At 37.4% G+C, this 14,936-nt stretch carries 20 protein-coding genes and 1 pseudogene; 20 read left to right on the top strand and 1 reads right to left on the bottom strand.

Annotated elements, in window-relative coordinates:
* Window positions 1–133 precede the first annotated feature (133 nt).
* The 20 genes and pseudogenes from FJN11_RS06455 to FJN11_RS06360 form a co-directional block, all read left to right on the top strand.
* A pseudogene (locus FJN11_RS06455) lies at window positions 134–328 on the top strand (hypothetical protein); the annotation flags it as partial.
* Window positions 318–1,973 (top strand): T7SS effector LXG polymorphic toxin, encoded by a 1,656-nt coding sequence (locus FJN11_RS06450; RefSeq protein WP_140224360.1) that lies wholly within the window; start codon window positions 318–320, stop codon window positions 1,971–1,973. The pseudogene FJN11_RS06455 and the gene FJN11_RS06450, both read left to right, overlap by 11 nt.
* Window positions 1,974–1,983: 10 nt before the next feature.
* Window positions 1,984–2,592: a TipC family immunity protein gene (locus FJN11_RS06445; RefSeq protein WP_140224359.1), complete on the top strand. Its 609-nt coding sequence runs from the start codon at window positions 1,984–1,986 to the stop codon at window positions 2,590–2,592.
* 4 nt (window positions 2,593–2,596) lie between these two features.
* The gene (locus tag FJN11_RS06440; RefSeq protein WP_140224358.1) at window positions 2,597–3,208 is read left to right on the top strand and encodes a TipC family immunity protein; all 612 of its coding nucleotides are present in this window, start codon (window positions 2,597–2,599) and stop codon (window positions 3,206–3,208) included.
* 4 nt (window positions 3,209–3,212) lie between these two features.
* On the top strand, window positions 3,213–3,827 hold the full coding sequence (locus FJN11_RS06435) for a TipC family immunity protein (RefSeq protein WP_140224357.1): 615 nt from the start codon (window positions 3,213–3,215) through the stop codon (window positions 3,825–3,827).
* Between the two features lie 4 nt (window positions 3,828–3,831).
* A complete protein-coding gene (locus FJN11_RS06430; RefSeq protein ID WP_140224356.1) occupies window positions 3,832–4,446 on the top strand; it encodes a TipC family immunity protein in 615 nt (204 codons plus the stop codon).
* Complete coding sequence (locus FJN11_RS06425) at window positions 4,443–4,910, top strand: hypothetical protein (RefSeq protein WP_140224355.1); 468 nt, start codon at window positions 4,443–4,445, stop codon at window positions 4,908–4,910. Before FJN11_RS06430 ends, FJN11_RS06425 begins: the two co-directional genes overlap by 4 nt.
* A 10-nt stretch (window positions 4,911–4,920) precedes the next feature.
* Window positions 4,921–5,529, top strand: a complete 609-nt coding sequence (locus FJN11_RS06420; RefSeq protein ID WP_140224354.1) for a TipC family immunity protein — start codon at window positions 4,921–4,923, stop codon at window positions 5,527–5,529.
* A 4-nt stretch (window positions 5,530–5,533) separates the two neighbouring features.
* Window positions 5,534–6,139 (top strand): TipC family immunity protein, encoded by a 606-nt coding sequence (locus FJN11_RS06415; RefSeq protein ID WP_140224353.1) that lies wholly within the window; start codon window positions 5,534–5,536, stop codon window positions 6,137–6,139.
* Entirely contained in the window at window positions 6,136–6,603 is a 468-nt protein-coding gene (locus tag FJN11_RS06410) for a hypothetical protein (protein ID WP_140224352.1), read from the top strand. The genes FJN11_RS06415 and FJN11_RS06410 overlap by 4 nt, the downstream gene beginning before the upstream one ends.
* A gap of 10 nt (window positions 6,604–6,613) precedes the next feature.
* Window positions 6,614–7,222: a TipC family immunity protein gene (locus FJN11_RS06405; protein ID WP_140224351.1), complete on the top strand. Its 609-nt coding sequence runs from the start codon at window positions 6,614–6,616 to the stop codon at window positions 7,220–7,222.
* Between the two features lie 4 nt (window positions 7,223–7,226).
* A complete protein-coding gene (locus FJN11_RS06400; RefSeq protein ID WP_140224350.1) occupies window positions 7,227–7,838 on the top strand; it encodes a TipC family immunity protein in 612 nt (203 codons plus the stop codon).
* A gap of 12 nt (window positions 7,839–7,850) precedes the next feature.
* Window positions 7,851–8,474, top strand: a complete 624-nt coding sequence (locus FJN11_RS06395) for a TipC family immunity protein (protein ID WP_140224349.1) — start codon at window positions 7,851–7,853, stop codon at window positions 8,472–8,474.
* Window positions 8,475–8,478: 4 nt separating this feature from the next.
* Window positions 8,479–9,090 (top strand): TipC family immunity protein, encoded by a 612-nt coding sequence (locus FJN11_RS06390; RefSeq protein WP_140224348.1) that lies wholly within the window; start codon window positions 8,479–8,481, stop codon window positions 9,088–9,090.
* A 4-nt stretch (window positions 9,091–9,094) separates the two neighbouring features.
* Entirely contained in the window at window positions 9,095–9,706 is a 612-nt protein-coding gene (locus FJN11_RS06385) for a TipC family immunity protein (protein ID WP_140224347.1), read from the top strand.
* A 4-nt stretch (window positions 9,707–9,710) separates the two neighbouring features.
* Window positions 9,711–10,325 carry a TipC family immunity protein gene (locus FJN11_RS06380; protein ID WP_140224346.1) on the top strand — a complete coding sequence of 205 codons (615 nt, stop codon included), beginning with the start codon at window positions 9,711–9,713 and terminating at the stop codon, window positions 10,323–10,325.
* Window positions 10,326–10,550: 225 nt separating this feature from the next.
* Window positions 10,551–11,597, top strand: a complete 1,047-nt coding sequence (locus FJN11_RS06375) for a FecCD family ABC transporter permease (RefSeq protein ID WP_140224345.1) — start codon at window positions 10,551–10,553, stop codon at window positions 11,595–11,597.
* Window position 11,598: 1 nt separating this feature from the next.
* Window positions 11,599–12,354, top strand: a complete 756-nt coding sequence (locus FJN11_RS06370; protein WP_140224344.1) for an ABC transporter ATP-binding protein — start codon at window positions 11,599–11,601, stop codon at window positions 12,352–12,354.
* 19 nt (window positions 12,355–12,373) lie between these two features.
* Entirely contained in the window at window positions 12,374–13,384 is a 1,011-nt protein-coding gene (locus FJN11_RS06365; RefSeq protein WP_140224343.1) for an ABC transporter substrate-binding protein, read from the top strand.
* The gene (locus FJN11_RS06360) at window positions 13,365–14,057 is read left to right on the top strand and encodes an alpha/beta hydrolase-fold protein (RefSeq protein ID WP_049552703.1); all 693 of its coding nucleotides are present in this window, start codon (window positions 13,365–13,367) and stop codon (window positions 14,055–14,057) included. Before FJN11_RS06365 ends, FJN11_RS06360 begins: the two co-directional genes overlap by 20 nt.
* A 42-nt stretch (window positions 14,058–14,099) precedes the next feature.
* Here the strand turns inward: FJN11_RS06360 and FJN11_RS06355 are convergent, their stop codons facing one another.
* The gene (locus FJN11_RS06355; protein ID WP_020900876.1) at window positions 14,100–14,849 is read right to left on the bottom strand and encodes a lysophospholipid acyltransferase family protein; all 750 of its coding nucleotides are present in this window, start codon (window positions 14,847–14,849) and stop codon (window positions 14,100–14,102) included.
* Window positions 14,850–14,936: the final 87 nt, after the last annotated feature.

Raw genomic sequence — 14,936 nt, 5'->3', positions numbered from 1 at the left:
CAAACAGTATTAGCTATTTTTTAATAAGGGATTTGGTACAAGACAGTATATTATTTCGTTCTAAAGTGTTATTTAAATGTTGATTCTATCCCTTTCGTTCTATAATATAGAAGTTTACTAGCACCACATGTTGAGCCGATATGCAGGACAGTTGGAAGAAACACTCCTACAAAGAAACCAACTTAAAAACCAAATCCTTGAGGATCTCAGCTACCGCATGGATGATTTGAAAAAAGAAAAGTTCCGATTAGAGGGAGACTTGGATGAGGTCTACTATGAAAGACGCAAAGAACTAGAAAGAGAGGAGGAAAAACGACATGGGCATTGATATGTACTTAGAACAATCCCAACTACAAAGTTCGAGTGTAGCAAGCATGTGCCAATCTCAGGTTGAGGCTTATCAAGACTTGCAATCAGCCATCAAAAAGTTTTCAGAAGATACAGAGAGTCTAAAGGGCGATGCTTATAATTCGGCTAGAAGTTTTTTTGCAAGTGTCTTATTACCCTTGAGCAAAGGGGGGCAACTCTATGCCGAGACCTTCTCTCAAGCTATCAAGAAATTACCAGAAGACTACCAAACGATGGTCGACAGCAAGAGTTGGCGCGAGGATGATCTGCTTGATAAGATCCGTCAGGAAGAGCAAATGATTGCCTATCTAGATGAAGTCAACCAAACCCTTTCTAGCTTGACCATGGATAGTGAAGAAAAGGGAAGATTGAGACGCAGTAATGTGGAACTCATGCGAGGACATCACGCCAATAAACGCGTCTATGAAACGATTTTGAGAGACCTGCGTGCCTATGATAGCTATTCAGGAGGACTGTTCGATGAACTAGACAGTATCGATGTGCAACTGAGTCGAGGACTGGCCCAGATTGAAAATAGTTGGGATGCAAAGACAGGGGTCTTTAAAGTCCCATCTGACCTGACTTGGGCCAACTACCTATCTGCCTATTCTGACACAAAGGATATGAAACTCAGTCGTAAAGAGAAGGCCTTTGTCCAGACCATGATGGCAGAATACGGCTTTGACGCAGAGACAGCCCAACAGCTCTTGACCATCAAGCAAGGGATAGACAAGAAGTTCCCAACCTCAAGTCAAGAGTTCCGTGACTATATCTTTTTGCGAGTCGTCGGTGCAGCTAACTATGATGACTTTAAGTGGAACGAAACTGCGGGCTATTTAAAAAATTATTTTTTTGATGAGGTTGTTAGCAGTCCATCTACAGTTGAAAAAATGAGAGTAGAAAAACCAATTCTTGAAATCTTTAAAGAATTAGGATTGAAAGAAGAAAAGGCCAAAGAACTGTATTATAACCTTAGACTGCAGCACGAGATGGCCGGTGGGAAATATAAAAGTATCTATGACATTAAGACTGCTGATGAAAAAAAAGGCTCAAATTATTATGCTTCCTATAAAAAATCATTTGAAGAAGTTTATGGAACTGAGATTGATTTTGATACGTTTTGGGATAGCAAACTGAAGGCCTACTCTAACAACGGAGAGGGTCATGCAGACTTTACCCATCAGTCCATCACTATGGCGACTCACCTTAATCCTAATCAAGTTCAGTTAGCCGATATCTATGGTGGCGGTAGAGAGCATGTCAAGGACCTTTCAGGCTGGGAGGGGGACACGACTAAAAATGCTACGGATAAGAAACCAAGCATTGGTGAGGATGATTACAAGGCAGACCTCGATTCGGTCAATCTTATTGGTCGCATGCAAAAGGGGCAATCCTATGACCAAGCCATATCTTCCTATTATGCTGACCTTCAAAAGGATTCGACTCTTAGAGAAAGAGAATTCTTAAAAAATAAAGATTGGAAGCAGGTTAGAAGTACTATCTATGCCAGTATCCTCCCATTAGAGGTTATGGAAAAAGGGGAAGATGCCATTAAAGCATATATCGAAAGTAACTATCCAGAAGTATCGACATTTTTAAATCGCTTGGAAGCCGTGGCGGAGTAGGAGGATGATGATGAAGAAAATATTCAGTTTATTAGCTTTAGTCTTACTAGTTGTATTATTTTGTTTTTACTTTTTTCCTAAACAACCTAAAAACATTTTTGATGAGATATACCAGGAGACGGAGAAGACTTATCATACAAATAATATTTTAAGAAACATAGATGGGTTTAAAATCAGTCCAGGTTGGCCAAGTGATGACCCAAATATATCTCACAATCCTTTCGGAAAGTATAAAACTCTTCCCAAAGGCTATAGTGATATAACCATTGACCTTAATTTTGGAGAAGGCATAAAGGGGGTGTTGATTCTTTTTGAAAGAAAGACTAATTCGAATATTACCCTACGGTATTCGGCACACTATAATATGCAAAAGAAAGTGCTAAAAAAAGAGCTTGACATCATTGAAGAGCCGAGAAAAGCTGGAGAGTACATTAATGATGAAGAAAAAGTAAGAGAATATTTAAGGAAAAATAATATTTCTAAAGAAGATTTAAACAAAGACTACGACGAAATCATCAACCAGAAAGTCTTGAAAGACTGGTGCTCGATTTATGACAGCAAGTTCTCGCCAAGTAATTATGGTGATGTCAAGATTGAAACCCAGTGGGAGAATTGGTGATAACATGAAGAAAATCCTCGGCATAGTAGCCTTATTCGTGATAATCATATCATCCTGTTTCTATTTTTTTACTAGTCAACCTAAAAACATTTTTGATGAGATTTATCAGGAGACGGAGAAAACCTATCTAGGAAATAATATCTTTAACCAGTTGAAAGATGTTGAAGCACATAAATATCAAGAGTATAGTGATGATTCTAGATTTTATCCAAGTGTCTCCTATGAGGGAAATGCTTTACCAGATAGCTATGAGAAAATTGCTATAGATTTTAATTTTAAGACCGAAGCTCAATTAAACTTGATTTCATTTGAAAAACGGATAGAGTCCAACGTTAGTATAAAAATGTGGACTGTATATTCTCATAAAGAACGCAGTTTAAAAAAATTTGTAAAAATAGTTTTGAAGAAGGCAGGTACGAAAAATTATATCGAAGACGAAGCTCAGGTGAAATCCTACCTAGAGCAGTATGGTATCACTGCTAAGGATTTGGATTCTTACTACGACGAAATAGTCAACCAGAAAGTCTTGAAAGATTGGTGCTCGATTTATGACAGCAAGTACTCGCCAAGTAATTATGGCGATGTTAAGATTGAAACCCAGTGGGAGAATTGGTGATAACATGAAAAAAATTTTAGGTCTAATAGCCTTAATTGCACTAATTGTATTATCCTGTTTTTACTTTTTTCCTAAACAACCTAAAAACATTTTTGATGAAATCTACCAGGAGACAGAGAAGACTTATCGCTCAAATAATATTTTAAGGCATATAGATGGATTTAAAATCAGAGCAGTTTGGCCAAGTGATGACCCTAATATTTTGTATACTCCGTTCGGATTATACAACAAAGAGAAAACACCGTCAGATTATTCTGAGATAGAAATTGGGTTTAATTTTGAATATACATCTCAATTAAGCTCCGTTTCATTCGAGAGGCAAGTAGGACTAAACACGAGAGTCAGGATATGGAATAAATATACTTATCAAGACCGTACTTTAAAAAAATCTGTGAAAGTAGTTTTAAAGAAAGCAGATACGGAAACTTATATCGAAGACGAAGCTCAGGTGAAATCCTATCTAGAGCAGTACGGTATCACTACCAAGGATTTGAATTTTTACTACGACGAAATCGTCAACCAGAAAGTCTTGAAAGATTGGTGCTCGATTTATGACAGCAAGTACTCGCCAAGTAATTATGGCGATGTTAAGATTGAAACCCAGTGGGAGAATTGGTGATAACATGAAAAAAATTTTAGGTCTAATAGCCTTAATTGCACTAATTGTATTATCCTGTTTTTACTTTTTTCCTAAACAACCTAAAAATATTTTTGATGAAATCTACCATGAGACGGAGAAGACATATCATACAAATAATATTTTAAGAAACATAGATGGCTTTGAAATTGATGATGTCTGGCCAAGTGATGACCCCAATATATCTAATAATCCGTTTGGAATTTACGACAACAAAATGACTCCTAGTAATTATTCTAAAATTAAAATTAGCTTTAATTTTGGAGAAGGTATTAAAGGGATGACGATTCGTTTTGAAAGAAAGACTAATTCGAATATTACCCTATGGTATTCGGCACACTATAATATAAAAAAGAAAGTACTTCAAAAGGAGCTTGCTATTTTTGAAGAGCCAAGGCAACCAGGTCAATATCTTGATGATGAAGAAAAAGTAAGAGAATATTTAGGAAAAAATAATATTTCCAAAGAAGATTTAGACAAAGACTACGACGAAATCGTCAACCAAAAAGTCTTGAAAGACTGGTGTACCATTTATGACAGTAAGTACACGCCAAGCAATTATGGTGAGGTCAAGGTTGAAACCCAGTGGGAGAATTGGTGACAGGTCATGCAGACTTTACCCACCAGTCCATCACTATGGCGACTCACCTTAATCCTAATCAAGTTCAGTTAGCCGATCTCTATGGCAGTAGAGAGCATGTCAAGGACCTTTCAGGCTGGGAGGGAGATACGACCTTTAATGCGAATGATATGAAGCCAAGTATTGGTGAGGATGACTACAAGGCAGACCTTGATTCAGTCAATCTTATCGGCCGTATGCAAAATGGGCAATCCTATGACCAAGCTATATCTTCTTACTATGCTGACCTTCAAAAGGATTCTTCTGTGAGAGAAAGAGAATTTTTGAACAATAAGGATTGGAAGCAGGTTAGAAGCACTATCTATGCTAGTATTCTCCCATTAGAGGTTATGGAAAAAGGGGAAGACGCTATTAAAGCATATATTGAAAGTAACTATCCAGGTGTGTCCAAGTTTTTAAATCGCTTGGAAGCCGTGGCGGAGTAGGAGGAAATCTATGAAGAAAATCCTAGGTGTTTTAACAATAGTAGTATTACTTGTATCAGTTTATTTTTACTTTTTTCCAAAACAACCTAAAAACATTTTTGATGAAATTTACCAAGAAACGGAGAAAACCTATCGGTCAAATAATGTTTTAAGGCATATAGATGGGTTTAAAATCAGACCGGATTGGCCAAGTGATGACCCCAATATTTCGTATACTCCTTTTGGAAAGTATGAAACTCTAACCAAAGGCTATAGTGATATAACCATTAACTTTAATTTTGGAGAAGGGATAAAGGGAGTGTCGATTCGTTTTGAAAGAAAGACTAATTCGAATATTACCCTATGGTATTCAGCACACTATAATCTGCAAAAGAAAGTGCTCAAAAAGAAACTTGCGATTTTTGAAGAGCCAAGGAAACCAGGCCAATTTATTGATGATGAAGAAAAAGTAAGAGAATATTTAAGAAAAAATAATATTTCCAAAGAAGAATTAGAGAAAGACTTTGACGAAATCGTCAACCAGAAAGTCTTGAAGGACTGGTGCACCATTTATGACAGCAAGTACTCGCCAAGTAATTATGGCGATGTTAAGATTGAAACCCAGTGGGAGAATTGGTGATAACATGAAGAAAATACTCGGTTTATTAGCTTTAGTCTTACTAATTGTATTATCCTGTTTTTACTTTTTTCCTAAACAACCTAAAAATATTTTTGATGAAATCTACCATGAGACGGAGAAAACATATCGGTCAAATAATATTTTAAGAAACATAGATGGCTTTGAAATTGATGATGTCTGGCCAAGTGATGGAGAATATTTTAAATATAGCCCTTTGGGGAAATATAAGACTCTTCCGGAAGACTATCTTGAACTGAGAGTTGGATTTAATTTTGAGAAAGCGTATAGTAAAATGTTTGTTTCAGTTGAGAGAAAAATAGCTGATGGTACGAAGTTATGGATGGTCAACAAATATAATCCAAACACTAAAACAATCACAAAGTCAATTCAGATTGTATTATCAGGAAAAGAGGATAGTTATATCGAAGACGAGGCCCAAGTGAAATCTTACTTAGAAAAGTATGGTATCACTGCTAAGGACTTGGATTTTTACTACGACGAAATTGTCAACCAGAAAGTCTTGAAAGATTGGTGTTCTATTTATGACAGCAAGTACTCGCCAAGCAACTATGGTGAGGTGAAAGTCGAAACCCAGTGGGAGAATTGGTGATAGGTCACGCAGACTTTACCCACCAGTCCATTACCATGGCTACTCATCTAAATCCTAGCAGTTTCCAGTTATCCGACGTCTATGGCGGTAGAGAGCATGTCAAGGACCTTTCTGGCTGGGAGGGAGACACGACTAAAAATGCTACGGATAAAAAACCAAGCATTGGTGAAGATGACTACAAGGCAGACCTAGACTCGGTCAACCTTATCAGCCGTATGCAAAAGGGGCAATCCTATGACCAAGCTATAACTTCTTATTACTCTGACCTTCAAAAAGACTCCACTCAGAGAGAAAGAGAGTTCTTGAAAAATAAGGACTGGAAACAAGTCAGAAGTACTATCTATGCAAGTATTCTTCCGTTAGAGGTTATGGAAAAAGGGGAAGATGCTATTAAAGCATATATCAAAAGTAACTATCCAGGTGTATCCAAGTTTTTAAATCGCTTGGAAGCCGTGGCGGAGTAGGAGGAAATCTATGAAGAAAATACTAGGTGTTTTAACAATAGTAGTATTACTTGTATCAGTTTATTTCTACTTTTTTCCTAAACAACCTAAAAACATTTTTGATGAAATCTACCAGGAAACTGAGAAGACTTACCAGACAAATAATATTTTAAGAAATATAGAAGGGTTTGATATTAAACCAGTTTGGCCAAGCGATGGAGAATTTTTAAGGTATACACCTTCAGGAAATTATAAAAATATTCCGGAAAGTTATCTTGAACTAAGAATTGGGTTTAGTTTTTATTCTGAAGATGAAATTGGTTCGATATCATTTGAAAAACGTATAGAGTCAAACGTGAATATAAAAATGTGGACTGTATATTCTCATAAAGAACGCAATTTAAAAAAATTTGTCAAAATAGGTTTGAAGAAAGCAGATACGGAAACTTATATTGAAGACGAAGCTCAGGTGAAATCCTATCTAGAGCAGTACGGTATCACTACCAAGGATTTGAATTTTTACTACGACGAAATCGTCAATCAAAAAGTCTTAAAAGACTGGTGCTCGATTTATGACAGCAAGTATTCGCCAAGCAACTATGGCGATGTCAAGATTGAAACCCAGTGGGAGAATTGGTGACAATATGAAGAAAATATTCAGTTTATTGGCTTTAGTCTTACTAGTTGTATTATTTTGTTTTTACTTTTTTCCTAAACAACCTAAAAATATTTTTGATGAAATCTACCATGAGACGGAGAAGACTTATCTAGGAAATAATGTCTTTAACAAGTTGAAAGATGTTGAAGCACATAAATATCAAGAGTATAGTGATGATTCTAGATTTTATCCAAGTGTCGTCTATGAGGAAAATGCTTTACCAGATAGCTATGAGAAAATTGCTATAGATTTTAATTTTAAATCCGAAGCTCAATTAAGCTTAATTTCATTTGAAAAACGGATAGAGTCCAACGTTAGTATAAAAATGTGGACTGTATATTCTCATAAAGAACGTAGTTTAAAAAAATTTGTAAAAATAGTTTTGAAGAAGGCAGATACGAAAAATTACATCGAAGACGAAAATCAGGTGAAATCCTATCTAGAGCAGTACGGTATCACTACCAAGGATTTGGGTTCTTACTACGACGACATCGTCAACCAGAGAGTTCTGAAAGATTGGTGCTCGATTTATGACAGTAAGTACTCGCCAAGCAACTATGGCGATGTCAAGATTGAAACCCAGTGGGAGAATTGGTGATAAGGTGATAACATGAAGAAAATCCTAGGCCTAGTAGCTTTATTTGTGATAATCGTATTATTTTGTTTTTACTTTTTTCCTAAACAACCTAAAAACATTTTTGATGAAATTTATCAGGAGACGGAGAAGACTTATCTTGGAAACAATGTTTTTAACCAGTTGAAAGATGTTGAAGTACATAAGTATGAAATATATGATAAAGATATGCAGGGAACAGGAAAGTATACTCCCAAGGTAATTTACATTGATAATTATCTTCCTGCAAATTATTCCGAGACTGAAATAGAGTTTAATTTCGATAGTATAAACAAAGGAATGTTTATTTGGTTTGAATGGAAAGTAAACTCGAAGTTTTCTTTGTGGTATTTAAGTTATTACAATATTAAAAGTAAAACTCTAGAGAAAGAACTTGCGATTTTAGAGGAACCAAGAAAGGCTGGAGAGTACCTCAAAGATGAAGAAAAAATAAGAGACTATTTAAAAAAATACAACATAACCAAAGAAGATTTAGACAAACATTACGACGAAATCGTCAATCAGAAAGTTTTGAAGGATTGGTGTTCTATCTATGACAGCAAGTACTTGCCAAGCAATTATGGCGATGTCAAGGTTGAAACCCAGTGGGAGAATTGGTGATAACATGAAGAAAAAACTAGGTGTTTTAACAGTAGTGATATTACTTGTATCAGTTTGTCTATTCTTCTTTGTGCGTCAACCTAAAAACATTTTTGATGAAATTTACCAAGAAACGGAGAAGAGTTATCAGGTAGATAATATTTTTGGAAAAAATGAAGATATTATTGTTCGTCCAGTTTGGCCAAGTGATAATGAGAGTTTGAAATATAGTCCACATGTAACCTATAAAGACAATATTTTTAATGATTATCGTAAAATCGTACTAGGCTTTAATTTTCAAAATTTAGAACAAACAAGTTTTATTCGTTTTGATAAATATATTGATTCAGGAGTTAGAATACGGGTAAGAGTAGGATATAGCTATCGTGAAAAAAGTTTGAAAAAAGAAGTAGAAGTAATTGTAATAAAGGGAAATTCCGAAAATTATATCGACAATGAATCCCAAGTAAAATCATATCTAGAGCAGTATGGTATCACTGCTAAGGATTTGGATTCTTACTACGGCGAAATCGTCAACCAAAAAGTCTTGAAAGACTGGTGCACCATTTATGACAGCAAGTACTCGCCAAGTAATTATGGCGATGTTAAGATTGAAACCCAGTGGGAGAATTGGTGATAGCATGAAGAAAATACTAGTTGTTTTAACAATAATTGTATTACTTGTATCAGTTTGTTTTTACTTTTTTCCTAAACAACCTAAAAATATTTTTGATGAAATCTACCAGGAGACAGAGAAGACATATCGTACAAATAATATTTTAAGAAATATAGATGGCTTTGACATTAAACCAGTTTGGCCAACTGATGATCCTAATATCTCTCAAAATCCATTTGGATTGTATACTAGTAAAAGCAACCCTCAAAACTTTAATAATATATCTATTGATTTTAATTTCAAAAATTATTCTAACGAGCTGTTTGTTTCATTTGAGAAGAAAATATCTGGGGATGTGAAGTTATGGATGATTAGTAAGTATAGCCAAAAAACTAAAATGATCACAAAGTCAATTCAGATAGTATTATCAGGAAATGAGGATAGTTATATTGAAGATGAGGCCCAAGTGAAATCCTACCTAGAGCAGTACGGTATTACTGCCAAGGACTTGGATTCTTACTACGACGAAATCGTCAACCAAAAAGTCTTGAAAGACTGGAGCTCGATTTATGACAGTAAGTACTCGCCAAGCAATTATGGCGATATCAAGATTGAAACCCAGTGGGAGAATTGGTGATAACATGAAAAAAATTTTAGGTCTAATAGCCTTAATTGCACTAATCATATCATCCTGTTTCTACTTTTTTACTAAACAACCTAAAAACATTTTTGATGAGATTTACCAAGAAACTGAGAAAACCTATCGATCAAATAATATTTTAAGAAACATAGATGGCTTTGAAATCAGACCGGATTGGCCAAGTGATGGAGAGTATTCTAAATATTATCCATTTGGAACTTATAATAAAGACCATACCCCAGAAGAGTATTTTGAAATCGAAATAGGTTTTAATTTTGATACAAAAACACAATTAAGTTCAATCTCATTTGAAAAACGAATTGGGCCAAATGTTAGAGTTAGAATATGGGATAACTATACTCGTAAGGATCGTGTTTTAAAAAAATTTGTGAATATAGGTTTAAAGAAAGCAGATACGGAAACATACATCGAAGACGAGGCCCAAGTAAAATCCTACCTAGAGCAGTACGGTATCACTGCCAAGGACTTGGACTCTTACTACGACGAAATCGTAAATCAGAAAGTCCTGAAAGATTGGTGCTCGATTTATGACAGCAAGTATTCACCAAGCAACTATGGTGAGGTGAAAGTCGAAACCCAGTGGGAGAATTGGTGACATAAAGATTCTCACTAATTATATAAACAGGTGGCTCTCTATTTTCAGAGGGCTTTTTATGTTGTCACTTTACCTCGTTATACTCAAGTATAATCTTCGGTTACGATTATTAGCACTGTAAGACTAACTATATTTGTTTTTCTCATCTTGTTCCATTGTTGAAAATATGGTATACTTTTCATGAGAATTTTCTAAATTTTTAAGATTCTATCAAAGGAGGTTTGCATGCTTTCCAAATTTTCTGGAAGCCGACAGGACCTGCAATTTGTATTGCTTTTAGGTATTTTACTAGGTGTTTTAGGAATTTCCCTCTTTCTAGCAGTTTCAATGGGATCCGTTGCGATTGATCTAGGCGATACCTATCGGATTATTTTGAGCAGGTTGGGGTTTCCTCTTGAGGTAGGAGAGGTTTCCAAGTCCACTCTTGCCATTGTATGGAACATGAGATTCCCCCGAGTATTGCTAGGTTTGATAGTGGGGGCTGGTCTTTCTATGTGTGGTAGCGTGATGCAGTCTACAGTGAACAATCCCATCGCAGAGCCTTATGTCTTAGGAATATCTGCGGGTGCAACTCTAGGAGCAACTTTGAGCATCATTCTTGGTTTAAAAGTGATGATTAGCCTTGGAGCTTTTCTTGGAGCTATTTTGGCAACAATTGCTGTCCTCATCATTGCCTCTATGCAGGGAAGGATGACGACTTCCAGTCTGATTTTATCAGGAACGGTGGTCAACGCTCTCTTTCTGGCTTTTTCAAACTTTATTATCTCAGTCGGAGCTAATGCGGACAGTGTGATGACCATTAAGTTTTGGACCATGGGCTCGCTCGCTGGGACTTCCTGGGCAGACTTGGTCCTGCCAACTATAGTAGTAGGAATAGCCTTTCTATTTTTCTCTACTCAGTATCGTGTTTTCAATGCGATGATGATGGGAGATGAGGCTGCTTTAACTTTGGGAATTCCCTTACGCTTTTATTGGTATCTTTATGTGACCATGGTGGCTGTGCTGACAGCAGTCTTAGTGGCAAACTGTGGAATTATTGGATTTGTCGGTTTGATTACTCCACATTTAGCTCGAGGGTTAGTAGGAACGAATTACAAGAGGCTTTTTCCTGTTGCAACCTTGCTGGGAGCCCTCTTTGTCATCTGGGCAGACGTACTCTCTCGTATCATCATTCCAAACGCAGAGCTTCCTATTGGTATTTTCACAGCCTTAGTAGGTGCTCCCTTCTTTATCTACATTGTTGGAGGTAGGCGAAGGGAGGTGAGGGTCTGATATGGACTTGATTTGTCAGGATATCCATTTTGGACTAGGAGAGAAAAAAATCCTCAAAGGAGTCTCTCTTAAGGTTGAGGGTTATCAATTTCACACGATATTAGGACCAAATGGAAGTGGGAAAACCAGTCTACTTAAACTCCTCTATCGTCAGGAAAAGGCGGACAAAGGCTTGATAAGCCTAGATGGAAAGCCTCTGGAACAATGGACGCTCAAAGAAACAGCCAAGCAAATGGCAGTTGTGACCCAGTTTAACCAACTGCAGTTTGATTGTACAGTTGAAGAAATCGTCTTGCTGGGAAGAACTCCCCACCTCTCTTTTTTACAGAAGGAAAGGGAAAGAGATTATGCGCTCGTTCAAGATGCCCTCGTTAAGGTGGATATGCTCGAGAAGAAAACTCGTCTCTATTCGTCTCTGTCAGGGGGAGAGAAACAGCGAGTCTTACTAGCCCGCGCCTTGGCGCAAGAACCGACTCTCTTGCTCCTGGACGAACCAACCAATCACCTGGATATCAGGTATCAGCTAGACTTGTTAGCCATTGTGAAGCAGCTCAAGGTCAATGTTCTAGCTGTCCTGCATGATATTCAACTTGCTTGTCGCTATTCTGATTATCTCTATCTAATGAAAGAGGGGGAAATCCTTTACCAAGGGACTCCAAAGGAGACCATCACCCCTGAGTCATTGCAAACTGTATATGGAGTTCAAAGTCAGGTGACTTGGACCGAGGATCAGCAAGCCATGATTCACTATTTATAAGAATGAAAAGGAAAACAAGATGAAAAAAACACTAAGCATTTTACTCGTAACAGTAGCTACCTTAACTTTGGCAGCTTGTGGCAATACTACTACAGAAAAAGCTACCACACAATCTAGCACAGAAACAAGTCAAAAGGCTAACGCAGAGACGACTTATCCACTAACGGTCAAAACCTATGACGCGAAAGGGAATGAAGTCGAACAAGTTTTTGACAAGGCACCTGAAAAAGTTATTACAAACAATCTTTCAACCACTGAAATCTTATTGGAGTTGGGGTTGAAGGATAAAATTGCTGGCATGCTTAATCCTGATAATGCTGTAACAGACAAATACAAGGACGCGATTGCGACGATTCCTCAAATTGGGGATAAAAAAACAGTCTCACAAGAGACAGTCCTTTCTTATGAGCCAGACGCTGTGATGGGGCGAAACATGATGTTTTCTGAAAAATCCTTGGGGACAGTTAGTACTTGGAATGAAAACAAAATCCCAGTTTATACTCAAAAAGCTTCTCTCTCAACAATTCAGCAAGATTTGGGGAATATCGTAGAAGATGTCAAAAATCTTGGAATGATTTTTAATGTTCAGGACAAGGCTAATGAATACGCAGCCCAATTACAAACTAAAATTGACGCTGTTAAGAAAGCAAATCCAGCAAGCCAAGGTGAAAAGAAAAAGGCTTTGATTATGGTTGCTTATAATGATGAAACCTTCGGTGCCTACAAGTCTGCTTTGCAAGAAAGTTTGCTGAACCAACTTGGTTATACAAACGTTGCTACGGGGACATCAGGCTTGACCTTGGAAAATCTCGTGTCAATGGATCCTGAATTGATTATCTATGTAACCAGCGACCGCAATAAAAAATTGGATGAAAAAGCAGTAGAGTTGATGAAGGCAAATGCTGTTTTGGAAAGCGTTCCTGCTATTAAGAATCAAAAAATCATGACCATCTCTTACGATGAATTGATGGACTATGGTCCAGCAGTGATTGATTCCCTTGAGAAAATCAATGACTTTATCAATAAATAATGAGTTTGATTGGGAAGGGATTCAAGTCAAAATCAGCCTTCCTTCTAACTACGACCCCAATCAAACCTATCCGGCTATTTTATTGAATGATGGAAACTTGGACTTCCTATCGTCCCTTTCCGAATCTGTGATTTTAGTGGGCTTGACCTCTAAAAATCGCCTAGATGACTACACTCCTTGGAAGGCGGCTGCTCTGAGAGATGGAGCTCCAGATTTTGGAGGTCAGGCCAAGGTCTATCATGATCATTTATTTGGAGGCCTTTTAGACAAGTTGCAGTCGCTTTATCGCCTGGATGAAGCACGCCTTGCCTACGGAGGTTATTCACTAGGTGGCTTGGCGGCAGTTTACAGTCTTTTCAGCTTTGACAAGGTTTCCTGTGTCTTTTCAATCTGCGGTTCCTTTTGGTATCCTGATTTTGTGACTTATTGCAAGGAAGAAAATGTGGAAAATTTGGACTGTTTGCTGTATTTACAGAATGGTCAAACAGAAGGAGTCAATCATACTAATCGTTTGGCTCAAGCACCAGTCTATGCTGAGCAGATTCATACCAGTCTTCAGAAATGCTATCCGAACGGTCAGTTTGTCTTTGATCCTTATGGACACCATGAACAAGTGGATGAGCGATTTCTAGCTTTTTCCAGCTGGTTGGCCCAAAAATGGAAAATCAAGTAAAAGAATTATCCCTTGGCTTTTGCCAAGGGATTGTTGTATTTTTTAACCAAGAGCCTCTCTCTTTTTATCTGGATTCCATACGAAGCTTGCGATAAAGCTAAAGATGATGGTTAGGATAGCGAGGATAATGGCAAGGATGAGAGCAGGGATGCGGATAAACCACCAGAGTGGGTTTGGTTTTTTATCATTGTGCCATTGTTTCGTTTCTTGGTCCAAACGTTGAAATTCTGTTTGGATACGATTGGCGACTGTTTCAATGCCTTCGTCATTCATTTTCTTGATATCTGAGATATCGATTGGATTTCCAAAGTTCATATCGACACGCTCGCGGCTAACCAAGCCTTTCAAGGTCATAGGACCTGTGTAGGTAACCGGCATGATACGGACCTTGGCCATTTTGGCAATCAGAGCTACGCCACCCTTGACATCGTTTGAGTGACGGCTCCCACTTGGAAACATGATGAGAGAGCGATCACTTTTTTTAAGAACATTGATAGGATATTTGATGGCAGAAGCACTAGGATTTTCACGGTCGATAGGAAAGGCGCCACACATACGAATCCACCAACCAAAGATACGGTTGGTAAAGAGCTCTTTTTTGGCCATAAAGATAAATTGTTTTGGCTTGGTCGCAAAGGCCATGTAAACAGGATCCCACCAGGTACGGTGAGGCGCAACCAGAATATAATTTTCATCTTGATTAGGAATTTTATCAGTATTATGATAATGGGCATTGCCATTGATGGACCATAGGAGCAAGACAACCAATCCACGTAAATAAGTATAAAACATGCGATCTCCTTCAATTATTTTCTTGTTATTATTATACCTTATCAAAGGAGGGCTGGCAAACTTTTCCTTTGACTAGGTGCATATTTG

It is taken from the genome of Streptococcus symci (assembly GCF_006385165.1).
Taxonomy (GTDB): Bacteria; Bacillota; Bacilli; order Lactobacillales; family Streptococcaceae; genus Streptococcus; species Streptococcus symci.
The sequence above is the reverse complement of the archived record's forward strand: the minus strand, read 5'-3'. Positions and strand labels throughout refer to the sequence as shown.